The organism is Streptomyces sp. NPDC087428, from assembly GCF_044744085.1.
In the GTDB taxonomy this organism is placed as follows: Bacteria; Actinomycetota; Actinomycetes; order Streptomycetales; family Streptomycetaceae; genus Streptomyces.
This window is the reverse complement of record NZ_JBIUXR010000006.1, coordinates 277,866-299,210: the sequence shown is the minus strand read 5'-3', so window position 1 is coordinate 299,210 and position 21,345 is coordinate 277,866. Positions and strand designations below refer to the sequence as shown.

The 21,345-nt window shown below is 71.1% G+C and carries 18 protein-coding genes, 1 tRNA gene and 1 pseudogene; 8 read left to right on the top strand and 12 right to left on the bottom strand.

Annotated features, from left to right (window positions below; all coding sequences use genetic code 11):
- Positions 1–331: 331 nt before the first annotated feature.
- The 4 genes and pseudogenes from ACIO3R_RS15080 to ACIO3R_RS15065 all read right to left on the bottom strand — a co-directional run.
- Positions 332–1,165 carry an S-methyl-5'-thioadenosine phosphorylase gene (locus ACIO3R_RS15080; RefSeq protein WP_402105900.1) on the bottom strand — a complete coding sequence of 278 codons (834 nt, stop codon included), beginning with the start codon at positions 1,163–1,165 and terminating at the stop codon, positions 332–334.
- Between the two features lie 84 nt (positions 1,166–1,249).
- The gene (locus ACIO3R_RS15075) at positions 1,250–1,615 is read right to left on the bottom strand and encodes an FmdB family zinc ribbon protein (RefSeq protein WP_402105898.1); all 366 of its coding nucleotides are present in this window, start codon (positions 1,613–1,615) and stop codon (positions 1,250–1,252) included.
- A 66-nt stretch (positions 1,616–1,681) separates the two neighbouring features.
- On the bottom strand, positions 1,682–2,965 hold the full coding sequence (locus tag ACIO3R_RS15070; protein ID WP_385025076.1) for an MFS transporter: 1,284 nt from the start codon (positions 2,963–2,965) through the stop codon (positions 1,682–1,684).
- Positions 2,966–3,601: 636 nt separating this feature from the next.
- Positions 3,602–5,032, bottom strand: a pseudogene (locus tag ACIO3R_RS15065) (potassium/proton antiporter); the annotation flags it as partial.
- A gap of 276 nt (positions 5,033–5,308) precedes the next feature.
- On the opposite strand from ACIO3R_RS15065, the gene ACIO3R_RS15060 reads away from it, so the two are divergent.
- The gene (locus ACIO3R_RS15060) at positions 5,309–8,059 is read left to right on the top strand and encodes a penicillin acylase family protein (protein WP_402105896.1); all 2,751 of its coding nucleotides are present in this window, start codon (positions 5,309–5,311) and stop codon (positions 8,057–8,059) included.
- Between the two features lie 31 nt (positions 8,060–8,090).
- On the opposite strand, the gene ACIO3R_RS15055 is transcribed toward ACIO3R_RS15060, so the two are convergent.
- A complete protein-coding gene (locus ACIO3R_RS15055; protein ID WP_402105894.1) occupies positions 8,091–8,675 on the bottom strand; it encodes a 5-formyltetrahydrofolate cyclo-ligase in 585 nt (194 codons plus the stop codon).
- A 107-nt stretch (positions 8,676–8,782) separates the two neighbouring features.
- On the opposite strand from ACIO3R_RS15055, the gene galU reads away from it, so the two are divergent.
- The 7 genes from galU to ACIO3R_RS15020 all read left to right on the top strand — a co-directional run bounded on the left by galU (position 8,783) and on the right by ACIO3R_RS15020 (position 14,250).
- The gene (galU, locus tag ACIO3R_RS15050) at positions 8,783–9,685 is read left to right on the top strand and encodes a UTP--glucose-1-phosphate uridylyltransferase GalU (RefSeq protein ID WP_385025067.1); all 903 of its coding nucleotides are present in this window, start codon (positions 8,783–8,785) and stop codon (positions 9,683–9,685) included.
- Between the two features lie 3 nt (positions 9,686–9,688).
- Positions 9,689–10,999 (top strand): gephyrin-like molybdotransferase Glp, encoded by a 1,311-nt coding sequence (gene glp, locus ACIO3R_RS15045; RefSeq protein WP_385347486.1) that lies wholly within the window; start codon positions 9,689–9,691, stop codon positions 10,997–10,999.
- A gap of 122 nt (positions 11,000–11,121) precedes the next feature.
- Positions 11,122–11,622 (top strand): cyclic pyranopterin monophosphate synthase MoaC, encoded by a 501-nt coding sequence (moaC, locus tag ACIO3R_RS15040; protein WP_385025061.1) that lies wholly within the window; start codon positions 11,122–11,124, stop codon positions 11,620–11,622.
- Positions 11,623–11,630: 8 nt separating this feature from the next.
- A complete protein-coding gene (locus tag ACIO3R_RS15035) occupies positions 11,631–12,137 on the top strand; it encodes a molybdenum cofactor biosynthesis protein B (RefSeq protein WP_402105892.1) in 507 nt (168 codons plus the stop codon).
- A 17-nt stretch (positions 12,138–12,154) separates the two neighbouring features.
- On the top strand, positions 12,155–12,769 hold the full coding sequence (locus ACIO3R_RS15030; protein ID WP_402105890.1) for a GNAT family N-acetyltransferase: 615 nt from the start codon (positions 12,155–12,157) through the stop codon (positions 12,767–12,769).
- Between the two features lie 163 nt (positions 12,770–12,932).
- Positions 12,933–14,081: a gephyrin-like molybdotransferase receptor GlpR gene (glpR, locus tag ACIO3R_RS15025; RefSeq protein ID WP_402105888.1), complete on the top strand. Its 1,149-nt coding sequence runs from the start codon at positions 12,933–12,935 to the stop codon at positions 14,079–14,081.
- Between the two features lie 95 nt (positions 14,082–14,176).
- Positions 14,177–14,250 (top strand) — tRNA-Ala (locus tag ACIO3R_RS15020).
- A gap of 231 nt (positions 14,251–14,481) precedes the next feature.
- Here the strand turns inward: ACIO3R_RS15020 and metF are convergent.
- The 7 genes from metF to ACIO3R_RS14985 form a co-directional block, all read right to left on the bottom strand.
- Positions 14,482–15,468, bottom strand: coding sequence for a methylenetetrahydrofolate reductase [NAD(P)H] (metF, locus tag ACIO3R_RS15015; RefSeq protein WP_385025023.1), 987 nt, complete (start codon positions 15,466–15,468; stop codon positions 14,482–14,484).
- Complete coding sequence (locus ACIO3R_RS15010; RefSeq protein WP_402105887.1) at positions 15,465–16,442, bottom strand: carbohydrate kinase family protein; 978 nt, start codon at positions 16,440–16,442, stop codon at positions 15,465–15,467. Before ACIO3R_RS15010 ends, metF begins: the two co-directional genes overlap by 4 nt.
- Position 16,443: 1 nt before the next feature.
- Positions 16,444–17,637, bottom strand: a complete 1,194-nt coding sequence (gene metK / locus ACIO3R_RS15005) for a methionine adenosyltransferase (protein WP_385025017.1) — start codon at positions 17,635–17,637, stop codon at positions 16,444–16,446.
- A gap of 265 nt (positions 17,638–17,902) precedes the next feature.
- Positions 17,903–18,235 (bottom strand): antibiotic biosynthesis monooxygenase, encoded by a 333-nt coding sequence (locus ACIO3R_RS15000; RefSeq protein ID WP_385025014.1) that lies wholly within the window; start codon positions 18,233–18,235, stop codon positions 17,903–17,905.
- Positions 18,236–18,312: 77 nt separating this feature from the next.
- Positions 18,313–19,572, bottom strand: coding sequence for a 3-deoxy-7-phosphoheptulonate synthase (locus ACIO3R_RS14995; RefSeq protein ID WP_402106054.1), 1,260 nt, complete (start codon positions 19,570–19,572; stop codon positions 18,313–18,315).
- Between the two features lie 70 nt (positions 19,573–19,642).
- Complete coding sequence (locus tag ACIO3R_RS14990; protein WP_385025011.1) at positions 19,643–20,341, bottom strand: O-methyltransferase; 699 nt, start codon at positions 20,339–20,341, stop codon at positions 19,643–19,645.
- A gap of 66 nt (positions 20,342–20,407) precedes the next feature.
- Positions 20,408–21,175 (bottom strand): hypothetical protein, encoded by a 768-nt coding sequence (locus ACIO3R_RS14985; protein ID WP_385025008.1) that lies wholly within the window; start codon positions 21,173–21,175, stop codon positions 20,408–20,410.
- Positions 21,176–21,345 lie beyond the last annotated feature (170 nt).

The following is a 21,345-nucleotide window of genomic DNA, read 5'->3' as shown; positions in this document are numbered from 1 at the left end:
TGAGTCGGGTGAACCGGGTGAGCGCATGCCGAACACCGCCTGGGGTGAGGGAGTTGGGGAACCGAGTGGCCCCGATGAACAGACCTCACGATCCGGCATCCGAGAGATTCCCGCTGAGCCCTGTGGACGGATCGGCCGATGTGGAAAACTCCCTCACCCGCCGCGCCTCACCCGCCGCGCCTCACCCGCCGCGCCTCACCCGCCGCGCCTCACCCGCCGCGCCTCACCCGCCGCGCCTCACCCGCCGCGCCTCACGCCGCCGCCGAGCCCCGACCCGCACAACCCACTCACCCCGTACGCCCCACCCCCGTACGTCCCACCCCCGTACGCCCTACGGCAGCTCGATCCCCGTGTCGATCCCGTCCAGGGCGTGTGCGCACGGGCAGTCGCGGTCCGCCTCCGCGGGCAGCGCGGCCACCGCGTCGAAGAGGACCGAGCGCAGCCGGTCGACGTTGGCCGCGAACACCTTGAGCACCTCGGCGTGGGAGACGCCCTCGCCGGTCTCCGCGCCCGCGTCCAGGTCCGTCACCAGCGTCGTCGTCGTGTAGCAGAGCCCCAGCTCGCGGGCGAGGACGGCCTCCGGGTGCCCGGTCATGCCGACCACCGACCAGCCCATCGCCGCGTGCCAGCGTGATTCCGCCCGGGTCGAGAAGCGCGGCCCCTCGATGACCACCAGCGTCCCGCCGTCCACGGGCTCCCAGTCCCTGCCGCGCGCCGCCGCCAGCGCGACCCTGCGCCCCTCGGGGCAGTAGGGGTCGGCGAAGCCCAGGTGCACCACGTTCGGCACCACCCCGTCCGCACGGGCCTCCCCGTCGTAGAAGGTCTGGGCCCGGGTCTTCGTGCGGTCCACCAGCTGGTCCGGCACGAGCAGCGTTCCCGGCCCGTAGTCCGGCCGGAGCCCGCCGACCGCGCACGGGCCGAGCACCTGGCGTACGCCGACCGAACGCAGTGCCCACAGGTTGGCGCGGTAGTTGATGCGGTGCGGCGGCACATGGTGGCCGCGTCCGTGCCGGGGGAGGAAGGCGACCCGGCGGCCGCCGATCTCGCCGAGGAAGACGGAGTCGCTGGGCTCTCCGTAAGGGGTTTCCACGCGAACCTCGGTGACGTCCTCCAGGAAGGAGTACAGCCCCGAGCCGCCGATCACACCGATCTCTGCGTTCACCATGCGGTCACAGTAGCGGGGCCGGAAACGCCGGTACCCCGCCGAGTGGATCGGCGGGGTACCGGTCGAAGCAGGTGGGCCGGCGGCTCAGGCGGCCGACGTACCGCTCGAAGAGGACGAGGACGAAGAGGACGACGAAGACGCCGAGGAACCCGAGGAGGAGGACGTCGACGAGGACGAAGAGGCCGAGGACTTGGTGTCCGACCCCGTCGAGGACGACGATCCGGAACCGGAGGCCTTCGCGGCGGCCGGTGCGGGCGTGCTGCTCGACGACGAGCCGCGGCTGTCGTTCCGGTAGAAACCGGAGCCCTTGAAGACAATGCCGACCGCCGAGAACACCTTCTTCAGGCGTCCTTCGCAGTTCGGGCACACCGTCAGGGCGTCATCGGTGAACTTCTGCACCGCTTCGAGGCCCTCGCCACACTCGGTGCACTGGTACTGATAGGTCGGCACTTGTTCCTCCTGGCACTCTGACTCAATGAGTGCTAACGACGCTCCATAGTGACGTATTCCGCTGGATCAGTCCACCGTGACCGGCCCGCGGTGACCGATACCACGTGCCACGGTCCGTCCCGAAGTGCTCGGCACGAGCCTGGAACGCAGCGCCAGCAGGGTCGCCAGCGCCAGCACCGTACCCACCAGCGGCACCAGGAATCCGGTGCTCGCGCCATGGGCGTCGGCGAGCTGACCCGCGACCGTGACGGCCGCCGCCTGCCCGAGTGCGACCGCACCCGTCAGCCAGGTGAACGCCTCGGTCCGGGCGGACGCCGGGATGAGCGCCTCGACCAGCGTGTAGCCGCTGATCAGCGCGGGGGCGATGCAGAGGCCGACCAGCAGGCCGAGCCCGGCCAGCAGGGGTGCGGAGTGCACCGCCCACAGGCCCGACGCGGTCAGGGTCAGTGCCGTGTACCCGACGATCAGCCGGCGCCGCGGCCCGGTCTTCCAGGCGATGGCGCCGCAGGCGATCCCGGCCAGCATGTTGCCGGCCGCGAAGATTCCGTACAGCACCCCGTTCGAGCCGGGGCTGCCGATCTCCTCGGCGAAGGCGGTCAGCGAGACCTGCATGCCGCCGAAGACCGCGCCGATCCCCAGGAAGGCGACCGCGAGCACGCGTACGCCGGGCACCGACAGGGCGGAGGCGTGGCGCGGGGAGCCGGCGGGACCGGCGTCGCGCACGGCCGGCTGGGTGGCGCGCTGCGCGGCGAAGAACAGTCCGCCCGTCAGCGTCAGCGCGGCTTCCGCGATGAGCCCCGCCGCCGGATGCACCCCGGTGCACAGGGCGGTGGCGATGACCGGGCCGATGACGAAGGTGAACTCGTCCGTCACCGACTCGAAGGCGGCGGCGGTGGACATCAGGGGGGAGGCCTCACGGCCGGGCGCGGCCCCGAGTACGGCCGCCCAGCGGGCGCGCACCATGGGGCCGATCTGCGGGATGGACGCACCGGTCGGCACGGCCGCCAGGAACAGTGCCCAGAGCGGCGCGTCCGAGAGCGCGAGCACCGTCAGGGCCGACACGGAGGCCGCGTGCACCAGGACACCGGGCAGCAGTACGGCCCGCTGTCCGAAGCGGTCGGCGAGCTTGCCGGTCTGCGGCGCGAACAGGGCCATGGAGACGCCGCTCACGGCCGCGACGGCGCCCGCGCTGCCGTAGGAGCCGGTGGTGTGCTGGACCAGCAGGACGATGCCGATGGTCAGCATGGCGAAGGGCTGCCGTGCGGCGAAGCCCGGCAGGAGGAAGGTCCACGCACCTGGGGTGCGCAGCAACTGCCCGTATCCGGGGCGGTCGGAGACCGTGGACGCCACGGTCCATGCCTTTCTGCCGCCTGGTGGCCGTGCTCCTGCGGGGCGGGCCCGCACCTGGGTGCGGGCCCGGTCAGGAGCTGCCGAGAGCTGTCCTCTTCGCGCGGGACTGCGGTAGATGCCGGGCGCTCGCAGCAGAGGCGGAGGACGCCACGACCGCCATACGGTCGCGCCAGCTCTGCGTCAGGCAGAGTTGGTCGATCAAGATCGTTGAGTATCGGTGAAAGCGAATGCGGGTGGATCGGTCACTGCCCGACACGGGTGGCACGGCGATGCGGCACCGGAGTGCGTCACGGCCGTGCGGAGCCTGGGCGGATTTCCTTCATGGTACAGGCAGGTTTCCGGATGTACCTGTGATTGTGCGCCAGTCACCCTCTGTTACCTGAGAACACAGGCGTGTTCTCACTGGTGCGCCTTCTCTTCGCGGGCTTTCTCTTCACGAGCTTTCTCTTCACCGGCCTTCTCCCCGCGGGTCCTGGCCGCGCGGGTCTTCGCCTCACGGGCTTTCGTCTCGCGGGTCTTCATCTCCCGGGGCGTCGTCTCGTGCGCCTTCGTCTCGTCCGGCGTCCGGCCCAGTTTCTTCACGGCCTTGAGCGCGTTGGAGACGTGCGGTCCGGTGAAGGGCTCCGTGCCGGGATTCCCGTCGGTCCCCAGCCAGCTCGCCAGCTTGCCGCCCTCGCCGACCGCGCGCAGCCGCGCCTCGGTCGCGTCGCGCACCGGATCGGTCGTGATCACCAGCAGTTCGTCGCCGCGGCGCAGCACCGTCGGCGGGGTGGGCACGAAGCTCTTGTCGTCCCGCACGACGAGGGTGACCGCGGCTCCCGAGGGCAGCCGCAGCTCGCCGACCTCGACGCCGTGCATCTTCGACTTGGCGGGGATGGCCACCGACAGCAGATGTCCGCGCAGCCGCTCCAGGGGCGCCGACTCGATGCCCAGGTCGGCCGCCTCCGACGGGTCGTCGGCGATCTTGAGGGCCTTCGCGAGCCAGGGCAGGGTCGGGCCCTGGATGAGGGTGTAGACGATGACGAGTACGAAGACGATGTTGAAGACCCGGGTGGAACCCTCGATACCGGACACCATCGGAATGGTCGCCAGGATGATGGGCACGGCGCCGCGCAGCCCCGCCCAGGACATGAGGGCCTTTTCCTGCCACGGCAATCGGAACGGGGCCAGCGAGAGGAAGACCTCCAGTGGCCGGGCCACCACGGTGAGCACCAGGCCCACGACGACGGCGGGCCAGAAGTCGTCGAGCAGGTCGTGCGGGGTGACCAGCAGGCCGAGCAGGACGAACATGCCGATCTGGGCCAGCCAGCCGAGTCCGTCGGCGAAGCCGCGGGTGGCGGGCCAGTGCGGCAGCTTGGCGTTGCCGAGGATCATCGCCGCGAGGTAGACGGCGAGGAAGCCACTGCCGTGGACCATGGCGCCGGCCGCGTAGGCGGTCACCGCGATGGCCATGACGGCGATCGGGTAGAGGCCGGAGGCGGGCAGTGCCACGTGCCGCAGCCCGAACGAGCCGAGCCAGCCGACCGCGATGCCGATGGCCGCCCCGATCGCCAGCTCCAGTGCTATCTCGCCGACCAGTACGTACCAGTGGTCCACCGGACCGACGGTCGAGAAGGCCACCACGAGGATCACCACGGGCGCGTCGTTGAAGCCGGATTCGGCCTCCAGGACACCGGTGATCCGGGAGGGCAACGGCACCTTGCGCAGGACGGAGAAGACGGCGGCGGCGTCCGTGGAGGAGACCACCGCGCCGATGATCAGCGCCTGCCGCCAGTCCAGGCCGACCAGGTAGTGCGCTCCGGCGGCGGTCACGCCCACGCTCACCGCGACGCCGACCGTGGAGAGCATCGCCGCCGCGGGCAGTGCGGGTCTGACCTCTTTCCACTTCGTGCCGAGGCCGCCCTCGGCGAGGATCACGACCAGGGCCGCGTACCCGATGACCTGCGTCAGTTCCGCGTTGTCGAACTTGACGTCGAAGAGCCCGTCCTGCCCCATCACGACCCCGATGCCGAGGTACAGGAGCAGGCTGGGAAGCCCGCTGCGCGACGAGATCCGGACCGCCGCCACCGCGACGAGCAGGACAAGTGAGCAGACGAGCAGGAGCTCGTTGAGCGCGTGGACAGTCAGTGGCCGGTCCTTCCCTGCGAGCGCCTGCCGGATCGTGTTCCGGTGGCCGGTACTTCGTTACCTTACCTAATCTTTAACGCTTTCTTGATGCGTTCGAGTACTCGTGCGACCGCTACGCAATTCGAACCATCCCCATACCGCGTCAGAGGGGCTCCGGCGCTGCGCCTATGGTTGCTCCTGCACTCCCAGGACCACCCTGCCCCTCGAAGGACAGCGATGCCCGCCAACACAACCGCCTCTTCCGGCTCCACCGGTTCCGCCGGTGGCAGGCCGCGCAAGAAGAAGGGGCGACGCGCCCGCCTGATCGTGATCGTCCTGGTGCTGGCGCTTGTCGCGGGTATCGGATACGGCACGTACTGGTCCGTATCCACCGTGCGGGCCTCGTACCCGCAGACCAACGGGACCGCCCAGCTCGCCGGACTCGACAGCGATGTCGAGGTCAGGCGCGACAGCTACGGCATTCCGCAGATCTACGCGGACTCCGACGCCGACCTGTTCCGCGCCCAGGGATTCGTCCAGGCACAGGACCGCTTCTGGGAGATGGACGTCCGCCGTCACATGACGGCCGGCCGGCTCTCCGAGATGTTCGGGTCCGGCCAGGTCGAGACGGACTCCTTCCTGCGCACGCTGGGCTGGCGCAAGGTCGCCCAGGAGGAGTACGACCACGTCCTGTCCGCGGAGACCAAGAAGAACCTCCAGTCGTACGCGGACGGGGTGAACGCCTACCTCAAGGGCCGCGACGGCAAGGACATCTCCGTCGAGTACGCGGCGCTGGGCCTCACCAACGACTACAAGCCGACGGAGTGGACCCCGGTCGACTCGGTCGCCTGGCTGAAGGCGATGGCCTGGGACCTCCGCGGCAACATGCAGGACGAGATCGACCGCTCGCTGATGACCAGCAGGCTCGACGCGAAGCAGATCGAGGACCTGTACCCGCCGTACCCGTACGACAAGCACAAGCCGATCGTCGCCGAGGGCGCGATCTCCCCGGCCACCGGGAAGTTCGACCCGCAGACGGCGCCGTCCGACGGCCTCGGCTCGTCGACCGTGCAGGGCGCCACCGAGGGTCTCACCACCCAGCTCGGCGCGCTCTCCGACACCCTCGACAAGATCCCCTCGCTGCTGGGCCCGAACGGCACCGGCATCGGGTCGAACTCCTGGGTGGTCTCGGGCAAGTACACGACGACCGACAAGCCGCTGCTCGCCAACGACCCGCACCTGGCGCCGCAGCTGCCCTCGCTCTGGTACCAGATGGGGCTGCACTGCCGCAGCCTCTCCGCCACCTGCAAGTACGACGCCGCCGGCTACACGTTCTCCGGGATGCCGGGCGTGATCATCGGCCACAACCAGAACATCGCCTGGGGCTTCACCAACCTGGGCGCGGACGTCACCGACCTCTTCCTGGAGAAGGTCTCGGCGGACGGCTACCAGTACGACGGCAAGGTGAAGCCCTTCGTCACCCGCGAGGAGACCATCAAGGTCGCCGGCGGCAGGGACCGGCACATCACCGTCCGTGAGACCAACAACGGTCCGCTGGTCTCCGACCGCAGCGGCGAGCTGGAGAAGGTCGGCCAGAAAGCGCCGGTCACCAACGCCGCCCCGGACCGCGCGGACGGCTACGGGGTGGCGCTGAAGTGGACCGCGCTGGAGCCCGGCAAGTCCATGGACGCGGTCTTCGAGCTGAACCGCGCCAAGGACTTCACGACCTTCCGCGCGGCGGCCGAGCACTTCGAGGTTCCCTCGCAGAACCTCATCTACGCCGACACCAAGGGCCACATCGGCTACCAGGCGCCGGGGAAGATCCCGGTCCGCAAGTCCGGCGACGGCACGATGCCCAGCCCCGGCTGGTCCTCGGCGTACGGCTGGAAGAAGGACCCGATCCCGTTCGACGAGCTGCCGTACGAGTACGACCCGAAGCGCGGGTACATCGTCACCGCCAACCAGGCGGTCATCGACGAGGAAAAGTACCCGTACATGCTCACCAAGGACTGGGGCTACGGCACCCGCAGCCAGCGGATCAACGACCTCATCCAGTCGAAGATCAAGGGCGGCGGGAAGATCTCGACCGACGACATGCAGAAGATGCAGATGGACAACACCAGCGAGATCGCCACACTGCTGGTGCCCGAGCTGATGAAGATCAACATCTCGGACAAGGACGTCCGGGAGGCGCAGAAGCTGCTGGAGGGCTGGGACTACACCCAGGAGTCCGACTCGGCGGCGGCCGCGTACTTCAACGCGGTCTGGCGCAACATCCTCAAGCTTGCCTTCGGCGACAAGCTGCCCAAGGAGATGCGCGTCAAGGGCGAATGCCTCAACGTGCCCCCGGCCAAGAGTTCCGGCCCGGTCGACGAGCAGGACAGGCTGGTACGCGAATGCGGCCAGCGTGCCCCCGACTCGGCGCAGCCGGACGGCGGTGACCGCTGGTACCAGGTCGTCGAGAACCTCATGGACAAGCCGGACAGCGACTGGTGGAAGGCCCCGGCGAACCGCAAGGACAAGGCGACCGGGAACCGCGAGGAGCTCTTCGCCCGTGCCATGGAGGACGCCCGCTGGGAGCTGACGGCCAAGCTCGGCAAGGACATCACCACCTGGAACTGGGGCCGGCTGCACCAGCTGACCCTGAAGAACCAGACCCTCGGTACGGAAGGGCCCGGACTGCTCCAGCGGGCGCTCAACCGCGGACCGTGGAACCTCGGCGGCGGCGAGGCCGCGGTGGACGCCACCGGCTGGAACGCGGCCGGCGGCTACGAGGTCGTCTGGGTTCCGTCGATGCGGATGGTCGTCAACGTGGGGGACTGGGACAAGTCCCGCTGGATCAACCTCACCGGCGCCTCCGGGCACGCGTTCAGCGCGCACTACACCGACCAGACGGACAAGTGGGTCAACGGTGAGCTGCTCGACTGGTCCTACGGGACGAACGCGGTGACCGGCTCGACGACGGACACGCTGACCCTGAAGCCGTAGAGGCTTTGGCGGCGGGCGGGCCCGTGGTCCGTCAGCCGTCGCTGAAGCGCCGCGAGCCCGCCGGCGTCACCACCGCGTCCACGGGGTGGTCGTGCGGTTCCTCCGGGACCCGTGCGGCCACCTCGCCGTCGTACAGCAGGACGATCAGCGCCGGGCGCGCCCCGGCCGCAGAGAGCCGGGCCAGCACCCGGTCGTAGCTGCCGCCGCCGCGGCCGAGCCGCATCCCGCGCTCGTCCACCGCGAGGCCCGGCAGCAGTACCGCGTCGGCGTCCAGGACGGCGTCGGGCCCGAGCCGCTCCCCGTCCGGCTCCAGCAGCCCGCGACCGGCCTTCGCCAGGCTCCCGGCGCCCTCGTACGACGCCCAGTCCAGGTCGTTGTCCGGCAGGAGCACCGGCAGCAGCACCCGGACGCCCCGTGCGCGCAGCGCGTCCAGCAGGGCCCGGGTGCCCGGCTCGCGCCCCACCGAGACGTACGCGGCGACGGTACGGGCCCCGGAGAGCTCGGGGAGAGCGAGTGCGCGACGGGCCAGAACCGCGGCGGCCCGTTCGACGTCCTCCCCGGTCAGGAGGCGTCGTGCGGCGAGCAGTTCACGCCGCAGCAGCGCCTTTGCGGACATGTCGTCGTTCAACGGGGCACCCACAGATCTCTCGTACTGGCATATATGAGTACAAAGTTAACCGGAGACTCATCTTCCGCCCATGTACGCCGGTTAAGGTTCTGCGCATGACTCAGTCGAACCCCAGGATCAGCAAGGCTGTCATTCCGGCGGCGGGCCTCGGTACCCGCTTCCTGCCGGCCACCAAAGCCACTCCCAAAGAGATGCTGCCTGTCGTCGACAAGCCTGCCATCCAGTACGTCGTCGAGGAGGCGGTGGCCGCCGGACTCTCCGACGTACTGATGATCACCGGTCGCAACAAGCGTCCCCTGGAGGACCACTTCGACCGCAATTACGAGCTGGAGTCCGCGCTCACCCGTAAGGGCGACGCCGAACGGCTGCGCAAGGTCCAGGAGTCGAGCGACCTCGCCACCATGCACTACGTCCGCCAGGGCGACCCGCGCGGCCTCGGGCACGCGGTCCTGTGCGCGGCGCCGCACGTCGGTGACCAGCCGTTCGCCGTCCTCCTCGGCGACGACCTGATCGACCCGCGCGACCCGCTGCTGGCCCGCATGGTGGAGATCCAGGAGCGCGAGGGCGGCAGCGTCGTCGCGCTCATGGAGGTCCCGCGCGAGATGATCCACCAGTACGGCTGCGTGGCCGTCGAGCCCACCGCCGAGGGTGATGTGATGCGGATCACCGGCCTGGTCGAGAAGCCGGAGCCGGCCGACGCGCCCAGCAACCTCGCCATCATCGGCCGCTACGTCCTGGACCCCGCGGTCTTCGGGATACTGCGCCGGACCGAGCCCGGCCGCGGTGACGAGATCCAGCTGACCGACGCCCTGCAACTGCTGGCCGAGGACGAGAAGACCGGCGGCCCGGTGCACGGCGTCGTCTTCAAGGGCCGCCGCTATGACACCGGTGACCGGAGCGACTACCTCCGTGCCATTGTCAGACTCGCGTGCGAACGTGAAGATCTGGGCCCGGAGTTCCGGACCTGGCTCCGCAGTTACGTCACCGAGGAGATGTAGACCTTGAGCAGCACGATCTGGTCGGTGGACGAGCACCTGGAAGACATTCTCGCCGCGGTGAAGCCGCTCGAACCCATCGAGCTGCAACTGCACGACGCGCAGGGCTGCGTCCTGGTCGAGGACGTCGTGGTGGAGATCGCCCTGCCCCCCTTCGACAACAGCTCGATGGACGGTTACGCGGTCCGCGTCGCCGATGTGGAGGGTGCCACCGAGGAGTTCCCCGCGGTCCTCACCGTCATCGGTGACGTCGCGGCGGGCGACGCCGGACTCCTCGGCGACCAGCGGGTGGGGCCGGGCGAGGCCGCCCGCGTCATGACCGGCGCCCCGCTGCCGGCCGGTGCGGAGGCCGTGATCCCGGTCGAGTGGACCGACGGCGGCACGGGCGAGGGCCCCGCCGCCGAGATGCGCGCCCACAGCGACGCCCCGGAGGGCGCGGGCGGCGAGGTCCGCGTCCACCGCCCGGTGGAGGCCCGCGCCCATGTCAGGGACCGCGGCAGCGACGTCCGGCCGGGCGATCTGGCGCTGCGCGCCGGTTCGGTGGTCGGGCCACCGCAGATCGGGCTGCTCGCGGCGATCGGCCGTTCGACGGTGAAGGTGCGGCCCCGGCCGCGCGTCGTCGTCATCTCCACCGGCAGCGAACTGGTCCAGCCCGGCGAGGAACTGACCGGCGGCCAGATCTACGACTCCAACAGCTTCGCGCTGACGGCCGCCGCGCGCGACGCCGGAGCGATCTCCTACCGGGTCGGTGCCGTCACCGACGACGCGGAGACGCTGCGCGCCACGATCGAGGACCAGCTGATCCGCGCCGACATCGTCGTCACCACCGGTGGCGTCAGCGTCGGCGCGTACGACGTGGTCAAGGAGGCACTGTCCTCGGTGGGCGACGAGGACGAGCCCGGGAGCGGCATCGACTTCCGCAAGCTCGCCATGCAGCCCGGCAAGCCGCAGGGCTTCGGCTCGATCGGCCCCGACCACACCCCGCTGCTGGCGCTGCCGGGCAACCCGGTCTCCAGCTACGTCTCCTTCGAACTGTTCGTACGGCCGGCGATCCGTACCCTGATGGGCCTTCAGGACGTGAACCGCCCGACCGTCAACGCCACCCTGGCCTGCGACAAGGCACTGTCCTCGCCCGCCGGACGGCGGCAGTTCCTGCGCGGGACGTACGACGCGGAGGCGGGCACCGTCACGCCCGTGGGCGGCTCCGGATCGCATCTGATCGCCGCTCTCGCCCAGGCGGACGCGCTGATCGTGCTGCCCGAGGACGTCACCTCCGCCGAGCCCGGCACGGACGTCGAGGCGATCCTGATCCGCTGACGGGCGCCGGGTGGCGGTACGGTATCTGCCGCTGTGCCTTCCGGGGGACACCCCCCGGACCCCGGGCCCGCACCCCGGTGCGGCCCAGGGGCAACCGGCGCCCTACCGCTAGGCGGAGTTAGTTGAGTACGCAGAACAGGCTGACGCATATCGACGAGGCGGGCGCCGCCCGCATGGTCGACGTCTCCGAGAAGGACGTCACCGCGCGCGTCGCCCGTGCCAGCGGCCGGGTCCTCGTCTCGCCGCGTGTCATCGAACTGCTCCGGGGCGAAGGGGTCCCCAAGGGCGACGCCCTCGCCACCGCGCGCATCGCCGGGATCATGGGGGCCAAGCGCACCCCCGACCTGATCCCGCTCTGCCACCCGCTCGCCGTCTCCGGCGTCGAGGTCGACCTGAGCGTGGCCGACGACGCCGTGGAGATCCTCGCGACCGTGAGGACCACGGACCGCACGGGCGTGGAGATGGAGGCCCTGACCGCGGTGTCGGTCGCCGCGCTCACCGTCGTCGACATGATCAAGGCGGTCGACAAGGCCGCGGTCATCACCGACATCCGGGTCGAGGCGAAGTCGGGCGGCAAGTCCGGCGACTACCGCCGCACCGCGCAGGCCGGGGCGGACGCGTGAGCGCCCCGGTGAGGGATTCCACCGGCTACCGCGCCCTCGTGGTGACCGCGTCGAACCGCGCCGCCGCCGGGATCTACGAGGACAAGGGCGGCCCGCTGATCGCCGAGGCGCTGACCGGGCTCGGCTTCACCGTCGACGGTCCGCGCGTCGTCCCGGACGGAGAACCGGTCGAGCGGGCGCTGTGGGACGGGGTGGCCGCCGCGTACGACGTCATCGTCACCACCGGCGGTACGGGCATCTCGCCCACCGACGGCACCGCCGACGTCACCCGCAACGCCCTGGACTACGAGATCCCCGGCATCTCCGAGGCGATCCGCGCGGAGGGCCGGGACAAGGTCCCCACGGCCGCGCTCTCGCGCGGTGTGGCCGGTGTGGCCGAACGTACGCTCATCGTCAATCTGCCCGGCTCCACCGGCGGGGTGCGCGATGGGCTCGCCGTCCTGTCCCGAATCCTGGTGCACGCCGTCGACCAGCTCCGCGGCGGCGATCACCCCCGACCCGGGAGCCCGAGCTGAACGTCCCGACCTGGCCGGTGACCCTGGTGGACGGCGACGTCACCCTCCGGCCGATAAAGCTCCGCGACCAGAACATGTGGCGCGAGGTCAACCGGCGCAACCGGGACTGGCTGCGCCCCTGGGAGGCGACCGTGCCGCCGCCCGCCCCCGGCGGCCCGGTGGCCCAGCGCCCCACGTACCGGCAGATGATCCGTCATCTGCGGTCCGAGGCCCACGCCGGGCGGATGCTGCCGTTCGCCATCGAGTACCGGGGCCGGCTGGTCGGCCAGCTGACCGTCGCCGGGATCACCTGGGGCTCGATGTGCTCGGGCCACGTCGGCTACTGGGTCGACCAGGAGGTGGCGGGCCGCGGGGTGATGCCCACCGCGGTCGCCCTCGCCGTCGACCATTGTTTCCGCTCGGTCGGACTGCACCGGATCGAGGTGTGCATTCGCCCGGAGAACGCGCCCAGCCGGCGGGTGGTGGCGAAACTCGGATTCCGTGAGGAAGGGATCCGGCCCCGCTATCTGCACATCGACGGGGCCTGGCGGGACCACCTGATCTACGCGCTCACCGCGGAGGAGGTGCCCGACGGGCTGCTCCGGAGGTGGCGGCGGGCCCGGCCGGAGCACCCTGAACATCACACTAAATGAAATGTGTGTTCGAAATTGATCGCTGTTTGACTGCTAACAGACAGGCAAACGCCGACTGCTGATCCGAACAATCACAAAAAAAGTCCGTGATATCAGCCGGATCGCGCGACACACCGCGCCAATTGGCGGATGCCTCCAGGCAAACCCCTCTACGGTGTGAGATGTGAGCAGCAGCGGCCTCATCTACGCAGTCATCGTCGGGGCCTGGGCCGCCTACTTGGTGCCGATGTGGCTCCGCAGGCAGGACGAGCTCAACGAAGCCCGTCCGACGGAACGCTTCAGTACCGCCATCCGGCTGCTGTCCGGACGGGCGGCCATGGAGCGGCGGTATGCCAAGGGCCTGGAGCGCACCGACGATGAGGCGGCGCCCGACGCCGAGCCGGACGTGAGCACGGATCGAATGGATTCCGTCGACGTCCGGAACTTCTCCGCGCCTCCGGCGCACACCGAGGCCCGGGTGCACGACCCGGCTCGGATGCCGGAGCGCGCACCGAAGGAGCCCCTGGCCCGGGAACGGCCGGCATCCCCCTCCGACCCCGCACCCGACCGGCGCCCGCGTTCGCGCCCCGGCGGGATCGACGCGGAACGAGCCCGGCGTGCGCAGCGCACGCAGGTCCTCGCACGCCGTCGGCGCACCACCGTCGTCCTCTTCCTCGCCTTCACGCTCGGCGCGGTCGTCGCGGCGGTCGGCGGCCTCGGCTTCCTCTGGGCCCCCGCTGTTCCGGCGGTGCTGCTGAGCACGTACATCGTGCATCTGCGCGCCCAGGAGCGGCGCAGGTTCGCCTTCACCATGGACCGGCGACGGGCCGAGGTGGCGGCGCAGCGGCTCCGCGAGAACCGCCCGCGCAGGCACCAGCCCGCCACGACGGCCCCCGCGGAGTCCGACGAGGACCCCGAGGCGCGCCACCCGGTCCCCGAGCCCACCCCCACGGTCTCCCCGCAGGAGGCCGGCCGCCGCGCCCTGGTCGAGCAGACGGACCACGCGGAGTGGGTGGACCAGCAGCGCGAACGCGGCCGGGTCCAGGGCGACAGCTGGGAGCCCGTACCGGTCCCGCTGCCGACCTACGTCACCGCCCCGGTCGCCCCGCGCGCCACGGGCGGCGTCGAGGTCGGCAACCCGGAGACCTGGAGCGCGGCCCGCTCCAGCACCGCGGAGCCCACCCAGCCTGCCGCCGCACCTCCTGCCGCACCCCCCGTGGACCCGGCACCACGCCAGCGCACCAACCAGTCCCGCCGCTCCCGCGACCGGGGCCGGACCCCCCTCTTCGACCAGTACGACGAGGACGACCGCCCCCGGGCGGCCAACGAGTGAGACCTCCGCCCGCGCCGCGACACCGACTCGGCTGACCAGCGCGGAACGGATTTCCGAGCACCCCGGTGAGGGTGCTAAAGTTTCACTCGTTGCAAGGGCCTGTGGCGCAGTCTGGTAGCGCACCTCGTTCGCATCGAGGGGGTCTGGGGTTCAAATCCCCACAGGTCCACCGCAGCGACTGTTCTTGAGTTAGCTCAAGAAGAGTTCACAAGATCCCGTCCGATCTGATTGATCGGGCGGGATCTTGGCGTTTCCGGGGTCTGTGCGAGGCGATGTCCGAACGGGGCCGGTGCGGGGCAGCGGTGGGCGGTGGGGCCGTGGCCGGGCCGGGACAGCGCGGCAGGGTGGCGTGCACAAGCTGACGGCAGGCTGACCGATCCGCATCGCACTCGCGCACCGCTCACTCGGCCGCGGCGAATCCGGACGGTAGTGGAAGCGCCGCGTCCAGGGCCTCCGGCGGTGCGGGCAGGCTCAGTCGGCGGTGGATGTCCAGGGCGGCCGTGGAGTGGTTGAGGGTGATGTAGTGCAGCCCGGGGGCGTCCGCGTCCAGGAGGCTCTGCGCGAGGGCGGTGGCGTGTTCCACTCCTGCGCGGTGGGCCAGGGCGGGATCGTGGCGGGCCGCGTCCAGTCGGGCGGCGAGGTCGTCGGGGAACGTGGCGTCGCTGAGTTCGGCGAACCGGCGGATCTGCCGTACATCGGTGGCGGGCATGATCGCGGGGATGACCGGGGTGTCGCAGCCCGCGGCCCGGAGGCGGTCGCGCAGGCGGAAGTAGTCCTCGGCGCGGAAGAACATCTGGGTGAGGGCGTAGTCGGCGCCGGCCCGGCACTTCGCGGCGAAGTGGCGGATGTCGTCGTCCCAGCCGACGGAGCGCGGGTGGCGCTCGGGGAAGGCGGCCACTCCGACGGAGAAGTCGCCGCAGGTACGGATCAGCCGCACCAGGTCGGCGGCGTGCCGGAGCCCTCGCGGATGCGCTGTCCAGGTGCCGCGCGGGTCGCCGGGCGGGTCGCCTCGCAGGGCGAGGATGTCCCGGATGCCCGCGTCGGCGTATCCGCCGATGATCCTGCGGAGTTCGGCGACGGAGTGGCCGACGGCGGTGAGGTGGGCGACCGGCCGCAGAGTGGTCTCCTCCGCGATCCGCCGGGTGAGATGGACGGTACGGGCGCGCGAGGAGCCGCCCGCGCCGTAGGTGACCGAGACGAATGCGGGGCGCACCGCCTCGATGCGGCGTACGGCCTCCCACAGGAGGCGCTCGCCCTTCTCCGTGCGGGGTGGGAAGAACTCGAAGGAGTACGAGCGCGCGCCCGCCGCCAGGATCTCGGCCACGGACGGCCGGGCCCCGGGCGAGGCGACCGCGGACGGGCGGGCGACGGCCGGCGCGGTGGTCATCGCGGTGCTCCTGTCATCAGGGCGGCGGCACCGGGGCCGTAGGCCGCGGTCAGCGATTCCTCCAGCAGGGCGGGATCCGGCTCGTACGTCTGCGGGCCGACGTGCCGCAGGGCGAGGGTGGCCAGGGCGGATCCGGCGCGGGCCGCGCCGACCGCGCCGTGGCCGTGGCCGGTCGCGGACAGGTACCCGGCGCGGAACGCGTCACCGACGCCCGTGGGGTCCACGGCCTCGGCGGTGGTCACGGCGTCGACCTCGACGACGGGCTCGCCGCGGCGTTCGATGAGGCTGCCCTTGGCTCCCCGGGTGGTGATCCACGTGCCGACGCGGTCCAGGACGTCCTGCTCGTGCCAGCCGGTCTTGTCGAGCAGGAGCGCCCGTTCGTAGGCGTTGGTGAACAACAGCGCCGCGCCCGCGACGAGTTCGCGGACCGTGGGGCCGTCCAGGCGGGCCAGCTGCTGCGAGGGGTCGGCCGCGAACGGCATGCCGAGCGTGCGGCAGGCCCGCGTGTGGCGGGACATCGCGGCGGGGTCGTCGGCGCCGATGTGTACGAAGTCGATCCCGGCCTCGTCGTCGCGCAGGACGTCGGTGAGGTCGGTGGCCGAGGCCTCGGCCATGGCGCCGGCGTAGAACGAGGCGAGCTGGTTGCCCGAGGCGTCGGTGGTGCAGATGAAGCGTGCGGTGTGGAGGGTGGGGGAGACCCGGACCGCCGTCATGTCGACACCGAGGGAGGCGAGATGGTCGTGGTGTGCGGCGAAGTCCCGTCCCACGGAGCCCACCAGGAGCGGGTGGTGACCCAGGCGAGCGAGGCCGTACGCGATGTTGGCACCCACGCCGCCGTGCCGGATGTCGAGGGTGTCGACGAGGAACGACAGCGAGACGTGGTCGAGTTGGGTGGCCAGGAGCTGCTCCTCGAAATGCCCGGGGAAGACCATCAGATGGTCGGTGGCGATGGAGCCGGTGACGGCGATTCGCATGTCACAGCCCCGCAGCCGTACGCAGCGCGTCGACCCGGTCCGTCCGTTCCCAGGTGAAACCGGGCAGCTCACGGCCGAAGTGCCCGTACGCGGCCGTCTGCGCGTAGAGGGGGCGCAGCAGGTCGAGGTCCCGGATGATCGCGGCCGGGCGCAGGTCGAAGACGTCACCGATGGCGGCGCCGATCCGGTCGTCGTCCAGGGTGGCCGTACCGAAGGTCTCGACGAAGAGCCCTACCGGTTCGGCCCTGCCGATCGCGTAGGCGACCTGCACCTCGCAGCGTGTGGCGAGTCTGGCTGCGACGACGTTCTTGGCGACCCAGCGCATGGCGTAGGCCGCCGAGCGGTCCACCTTCGAGGGGTCCTTGCCGGAGAAGGCGCCGCCGCCGTGGCGGGCCATCCCGCCGTACGTGTCGATGATGATCTTGCGGCCGGTCAGGCCGGCGTCTCCCATCGGGCCGCCGATCTCGAAGCGCCCGGTCGGGTTGACCAGCAGCCGGTAGTCGTCGGTCTCCAGCTTGGTTCCCTGGGCGGCCAGTTCGGCGAGGACCGGTTCGACGACATGGCGCCGTACGTCGGGAGCGAGGAGTCCGCCGAGATCGACCCCGGCCGCGTGCTGGCTGGAGACGACGACGGTGTCGAGCCGGATCGGGCGGTCCGCCCGGTATTCGATGGTGACCTGCGTCTTGCCGTCGGGCCGCAGGTAGGGCACGGTGCCGTCCTTGCGGACCCGGGTCAGTCTGTCCGCCAGCCGGTGGGCGAGCTGGATGGGCAGCGGCATCAGCTGGGGTGTCTCGTCGCACGCGTAGCCGAACATCAGGCCCTGGTCACCCGCGCCCTGGCCGTCCAGGGCGTCGGCGGGTCCGTCCTTCGTGTCGACGCCGAGGGCGATGTCGGGCGACTGCGCTCCGATGGAGACCGAGACCCCGCACGAGGCGCCGTCGAAGCCCTTCGTGGACGAGTCGTAGCCGATTTCCAGGATCGTGTCGCGGACCAGTTGCGCGATCGGCGCGTACGCCGTGGTCGTGACCTCGCCGGCCACGTGGACCTGGCCGGTGGTGATCAGGGTCTCCACGGCGACCCGGGAGGCCGGGTCGCTCCGGAGCAGTGCGTCGAGGATGGTGTCGCTGATCTGGTCGGCGATCTTGTCGGGGTGGCCCTCGGTCACGGACTCGGAGGTGAACAGACGACGGGACACAGTGCTCCCTCGGGTTGCGGCGGCTACCGGCTCGGACGGGGTGGGGCGGGGTGGTGCGGGACGGCACAGGGGCGGCGCCCGGGTGGGGACGCCGGATCCGTGGCGCCGCCGCACACGGGCCGCCGGGCGTGGGCACGGGCGGCGGCCCGCGTGGGAGGGCGGCGGGGACACGGTCGCCGGGGCCACTCGTTCGGATCACGGCAGGGCAGGATCACCCCGGCCGGGACCGGACCGCGTGGGTACCCCGGCTGGGGGCCCTGCCGCCTCAGCTCTCCGGGTGGTGCAGCGCGTACACGGTGTAGGCGTGCGGGTCGGGCTTGGCCAGCTCCGCCGCGCGTTCCCGGGCGGCCTGGATGTCGGGGTCGCCCAGCGCCGCCTTGATGTCGGACTTGCTGCGCCACTGCGCGATGTAGAGGAGCCGCTTGCCGTCGTTGCTGGTGAGGAGGTTCACCGAGAGGCATCCCGTGTGGTGCCGGATGTACTTGTCGGCGCACTCGCTCATGACCTCGGCGAGTTCCTTCTGGTTCTCCGGGGCGACGTCGAAGACATTGATCATGAAGGCCGCGCCGTCCTCGGCGCGGATGACGGTCTCGGTCATGGTGTGTTCCTTTCCTTGGCGGACGGCACGCGTGGGATGTGCGCGGCGGGAGGCCGCGCCTGCCGCGGGTGCCGGGTTCATGCGGGCGGGTTCGCCCACACGCGGGCCACTTCGACGGCCTGCGCCGGGTTGAGGCGCGGGTCGCAGTGGGAGGACGAGGGGCGGGAGGGGCCGCGGGCGCCGCGGACGGCGTCCACCTCGGAGAGGTCGTCGCCCCAGACGCATTCGGTGACGTCGTGCGGGGTCGTCTCCAGGTGCAGGCCGGCGGGGTTGCCGCCGGCCTCGGTGACCGCCTTCAGGAAGCCCCGGACCTCGGCGACGATCGCGTTCATCGGGCGGACCTTCGTACCGCCGGGCGAGGTGGCGGTGTTGCCGTGCATGGGGTCGCTCAGCCACACGACGCGGTGGCCGGCCTCCCGTACGGCGGTGACGAGCGGCGGCAGCGCGGTGGTGACCTTCCCGGCACCCATGCGGGCGATGAGGGTGAGGCGGCCGAGCTCGTGGTCCGGGTCGAGGCGGGCGCACAGGGCGAGCAGGTCGGCCGGCTGTGTCGTGGGTCCGATCTTGCACGCCACGGGGTTGGCCACCTCGGCCAGCATCATCGCGTGCGGGCCGTCGGGCTGCCGGGTCCGCTCACCGATCCACGGCAGATGGGTGGAGGCCAGCAGGGTGTCGCCCGTGACGGTGCGTCGCAGCAGGGGCAGTTCGTAGTCGAAGACGAGTGCCTCGTGGCTGGTCCACACCGGGGCGCCGGTGGGCGGCATCCAGGCGCTGGTGCGCTGGCGCAGGTAGGTGACGGCGCGGAACGCCGCGTGATAGCAGTCCAGCATGCGCGTCGGATCGGCCTGCCGGGCGGTGGGGGTGGGTTCGGGTCCGTTGACCAGGTGGCCCCGGTAGACGGGCAGTTCGACACCGCCGACGGTCTCTGTGGTGGCGCTGCGGGGCTTGGCGAACTGCCCGGCGATGCGTCCGATGCGTACGACCGGCTTGCCGGTGCCGGCCACCATCACCCCGGCCAGCGCGTCGATCAGACCGGCCTTGCGCATGACCGCCCACGGTTCGCACTCCGCCGGGTCCTCGGCGCAGTCGCCCGCCTGGATCACCAGGTACTGGCCGGCCGCGGCCTCGGCGAGCAGGGTCCGCAGCAGGCGGATCTCCTCCCAGGTGACCAGACCGGGCAGCTTGGCCAGCTCGGCGCGCACGGCCGCGGCCTGTACCGGGTCGCCCCAGACCGGCTGCTGCTCGGCCGTGCTCAGGTCCCAGGGACACTCCTCGTCGAGGTCCACGAACGGGCCCTCGGCCCCGAGCGAGGGCAGCGGGTAGCCGACTCCGGTCATGGTGCTCACGTATGGCCTCCTGGCGGGCGGAGCTGAGGGCGGGGGAGTCGTCGGCATGTGCGGCGCGCCCTCAGACCGGTGACTCGCCGGGCGGCAGCCGGCGGGCCATCGTCAGGCCGTCGGCGAGCGGCAGCATGACCAGCTGTACGCGGTCGTCCTGGCGGGCGTGCTCGTTGAACGCCCGGACGGCGGCGGGCTTCGGCGCGGGCCTGTCGTCGATCACCTCGCCGTTGAAGAGCGTGTTGTCGACCAGCAGGAGCGCGCCGGGCCGCAGACGCGGGACCAGCTCTTCCCAGTAGCCGATGTAGCCCGGCTTGTCCGCGTCGATGAACGCGAGGTCCAGGTGCGGTTCGGCGGGCAGGGCGCGCAGGGTCTCCAGCGCGTTGCCCAGCCGGAGTTCGATGCGGTCGGCCACGCCGGCCCGGTCCCAGAAGTCGCGGGCGAGGGCGGTCCATTCGGCGGAGATGTCACAGGTGATCAGCGAGCCGCCGGGCGGCAGACCGCGGGCCAGACAGAGCGAGGAGTACCCGGTGAAGGTGCCCACCTCGACGATGTCGCGAGCGCCGAGCAGCCGTACCAGGAAGGTCAGCAGGGCGCCCTCCTCGGGCGCGACCGTCATGTGCGCCTGGTCGGGTATCGCCTTGTGCGTGTGCTCGATCAGCTCGGCGAGGACCGGGTCGGGTGTCATCCGGCCCTGGTCGAGGAGGTAGGTGTGCAGTTCGGGGGTGAGGGCCAGGTTCCTGGCGGTCAGAGTGTCGTTCCGCAACACGGAGTGCTCCTGAGGACGTGAGGAATGAGGACGCAGAGCTGGACCGGCCGGGCTCTCCGGCAGGTCTCAGAGGTGTGTCGCGTGCTCGGTGCGGTGCCACGCGGTGTAGGCGTGGCGGACTGCTTCGGTGTCCTGCGGAGTGCGGGCGATGAACTCCCTGAGGTCGCCCGCGCTGTGCAGCTCGAACCGGCGGCGCCGGGCGGGCCAGGCGTGGTCGCGTACGAAGTACATGACCGTCGATCCGTGCGGGCCCTCGTGGGGGTTGTAGCCGCCGCCCTCCCACAGCAGTCCGGCCTCGGTGCGCCAGGCGGTGACGAGGGCGTCGAGCACGGGTGCGCTCGGGTTCTCGCACACGAAGGCGGTGTGCTGCTCGAAGTCGTGCGTGACCTCGGACTTCTCGATGACGGGATCGAAGGCCGCTGAGTCGCGGGGAAAGAGGAACACCTCGACCGACGCGTGGCGCCGCCCGTCCGGCAGCTCCGGCCGGATGCGGGTGATGTGGATGCTCGCTTCGGCCGGGTCGAGGCCGTATCGCTCGCTCAGGCGCCGGCGGACCACCGTGCTCGGCACGGTGGGCAGGGGCGCGAGGCCACGCTGGTGCAGGTGGTGCAGGCCTGCGGCGAGGGTGCGCGGGAACAACAGCACGGCACAGTGGTCGAACACGCAGTGCTGTTCGGTCAGAAAGGTGGCATCGCCGCCGGTCTCCACCTGAGCGAGAAGTGACGAAGCCGAGGCCGTCCAGGCGGAACGGGCATCGCGGACGGTGTCGGCCAGACGCCGCAGGTCGTCACCGGAGAAGGCGCTTTCCTCGGAAATCCCCTCGACGGACCGCATGCGTTCATTTGCTTTACCGGAAGGCTGGGCAACGGACATCGATACCTCCTGTGTCAGGGCCGCCGACATTCTTAGGCCGTTCTCTCGGTCTCAGCAAGCCCGCCTGTGGCCGCGCAATCAAGAAATGCCGGACCGGAAATGAGCCCGCCCGGGAAAAAGGCGGATGTGCT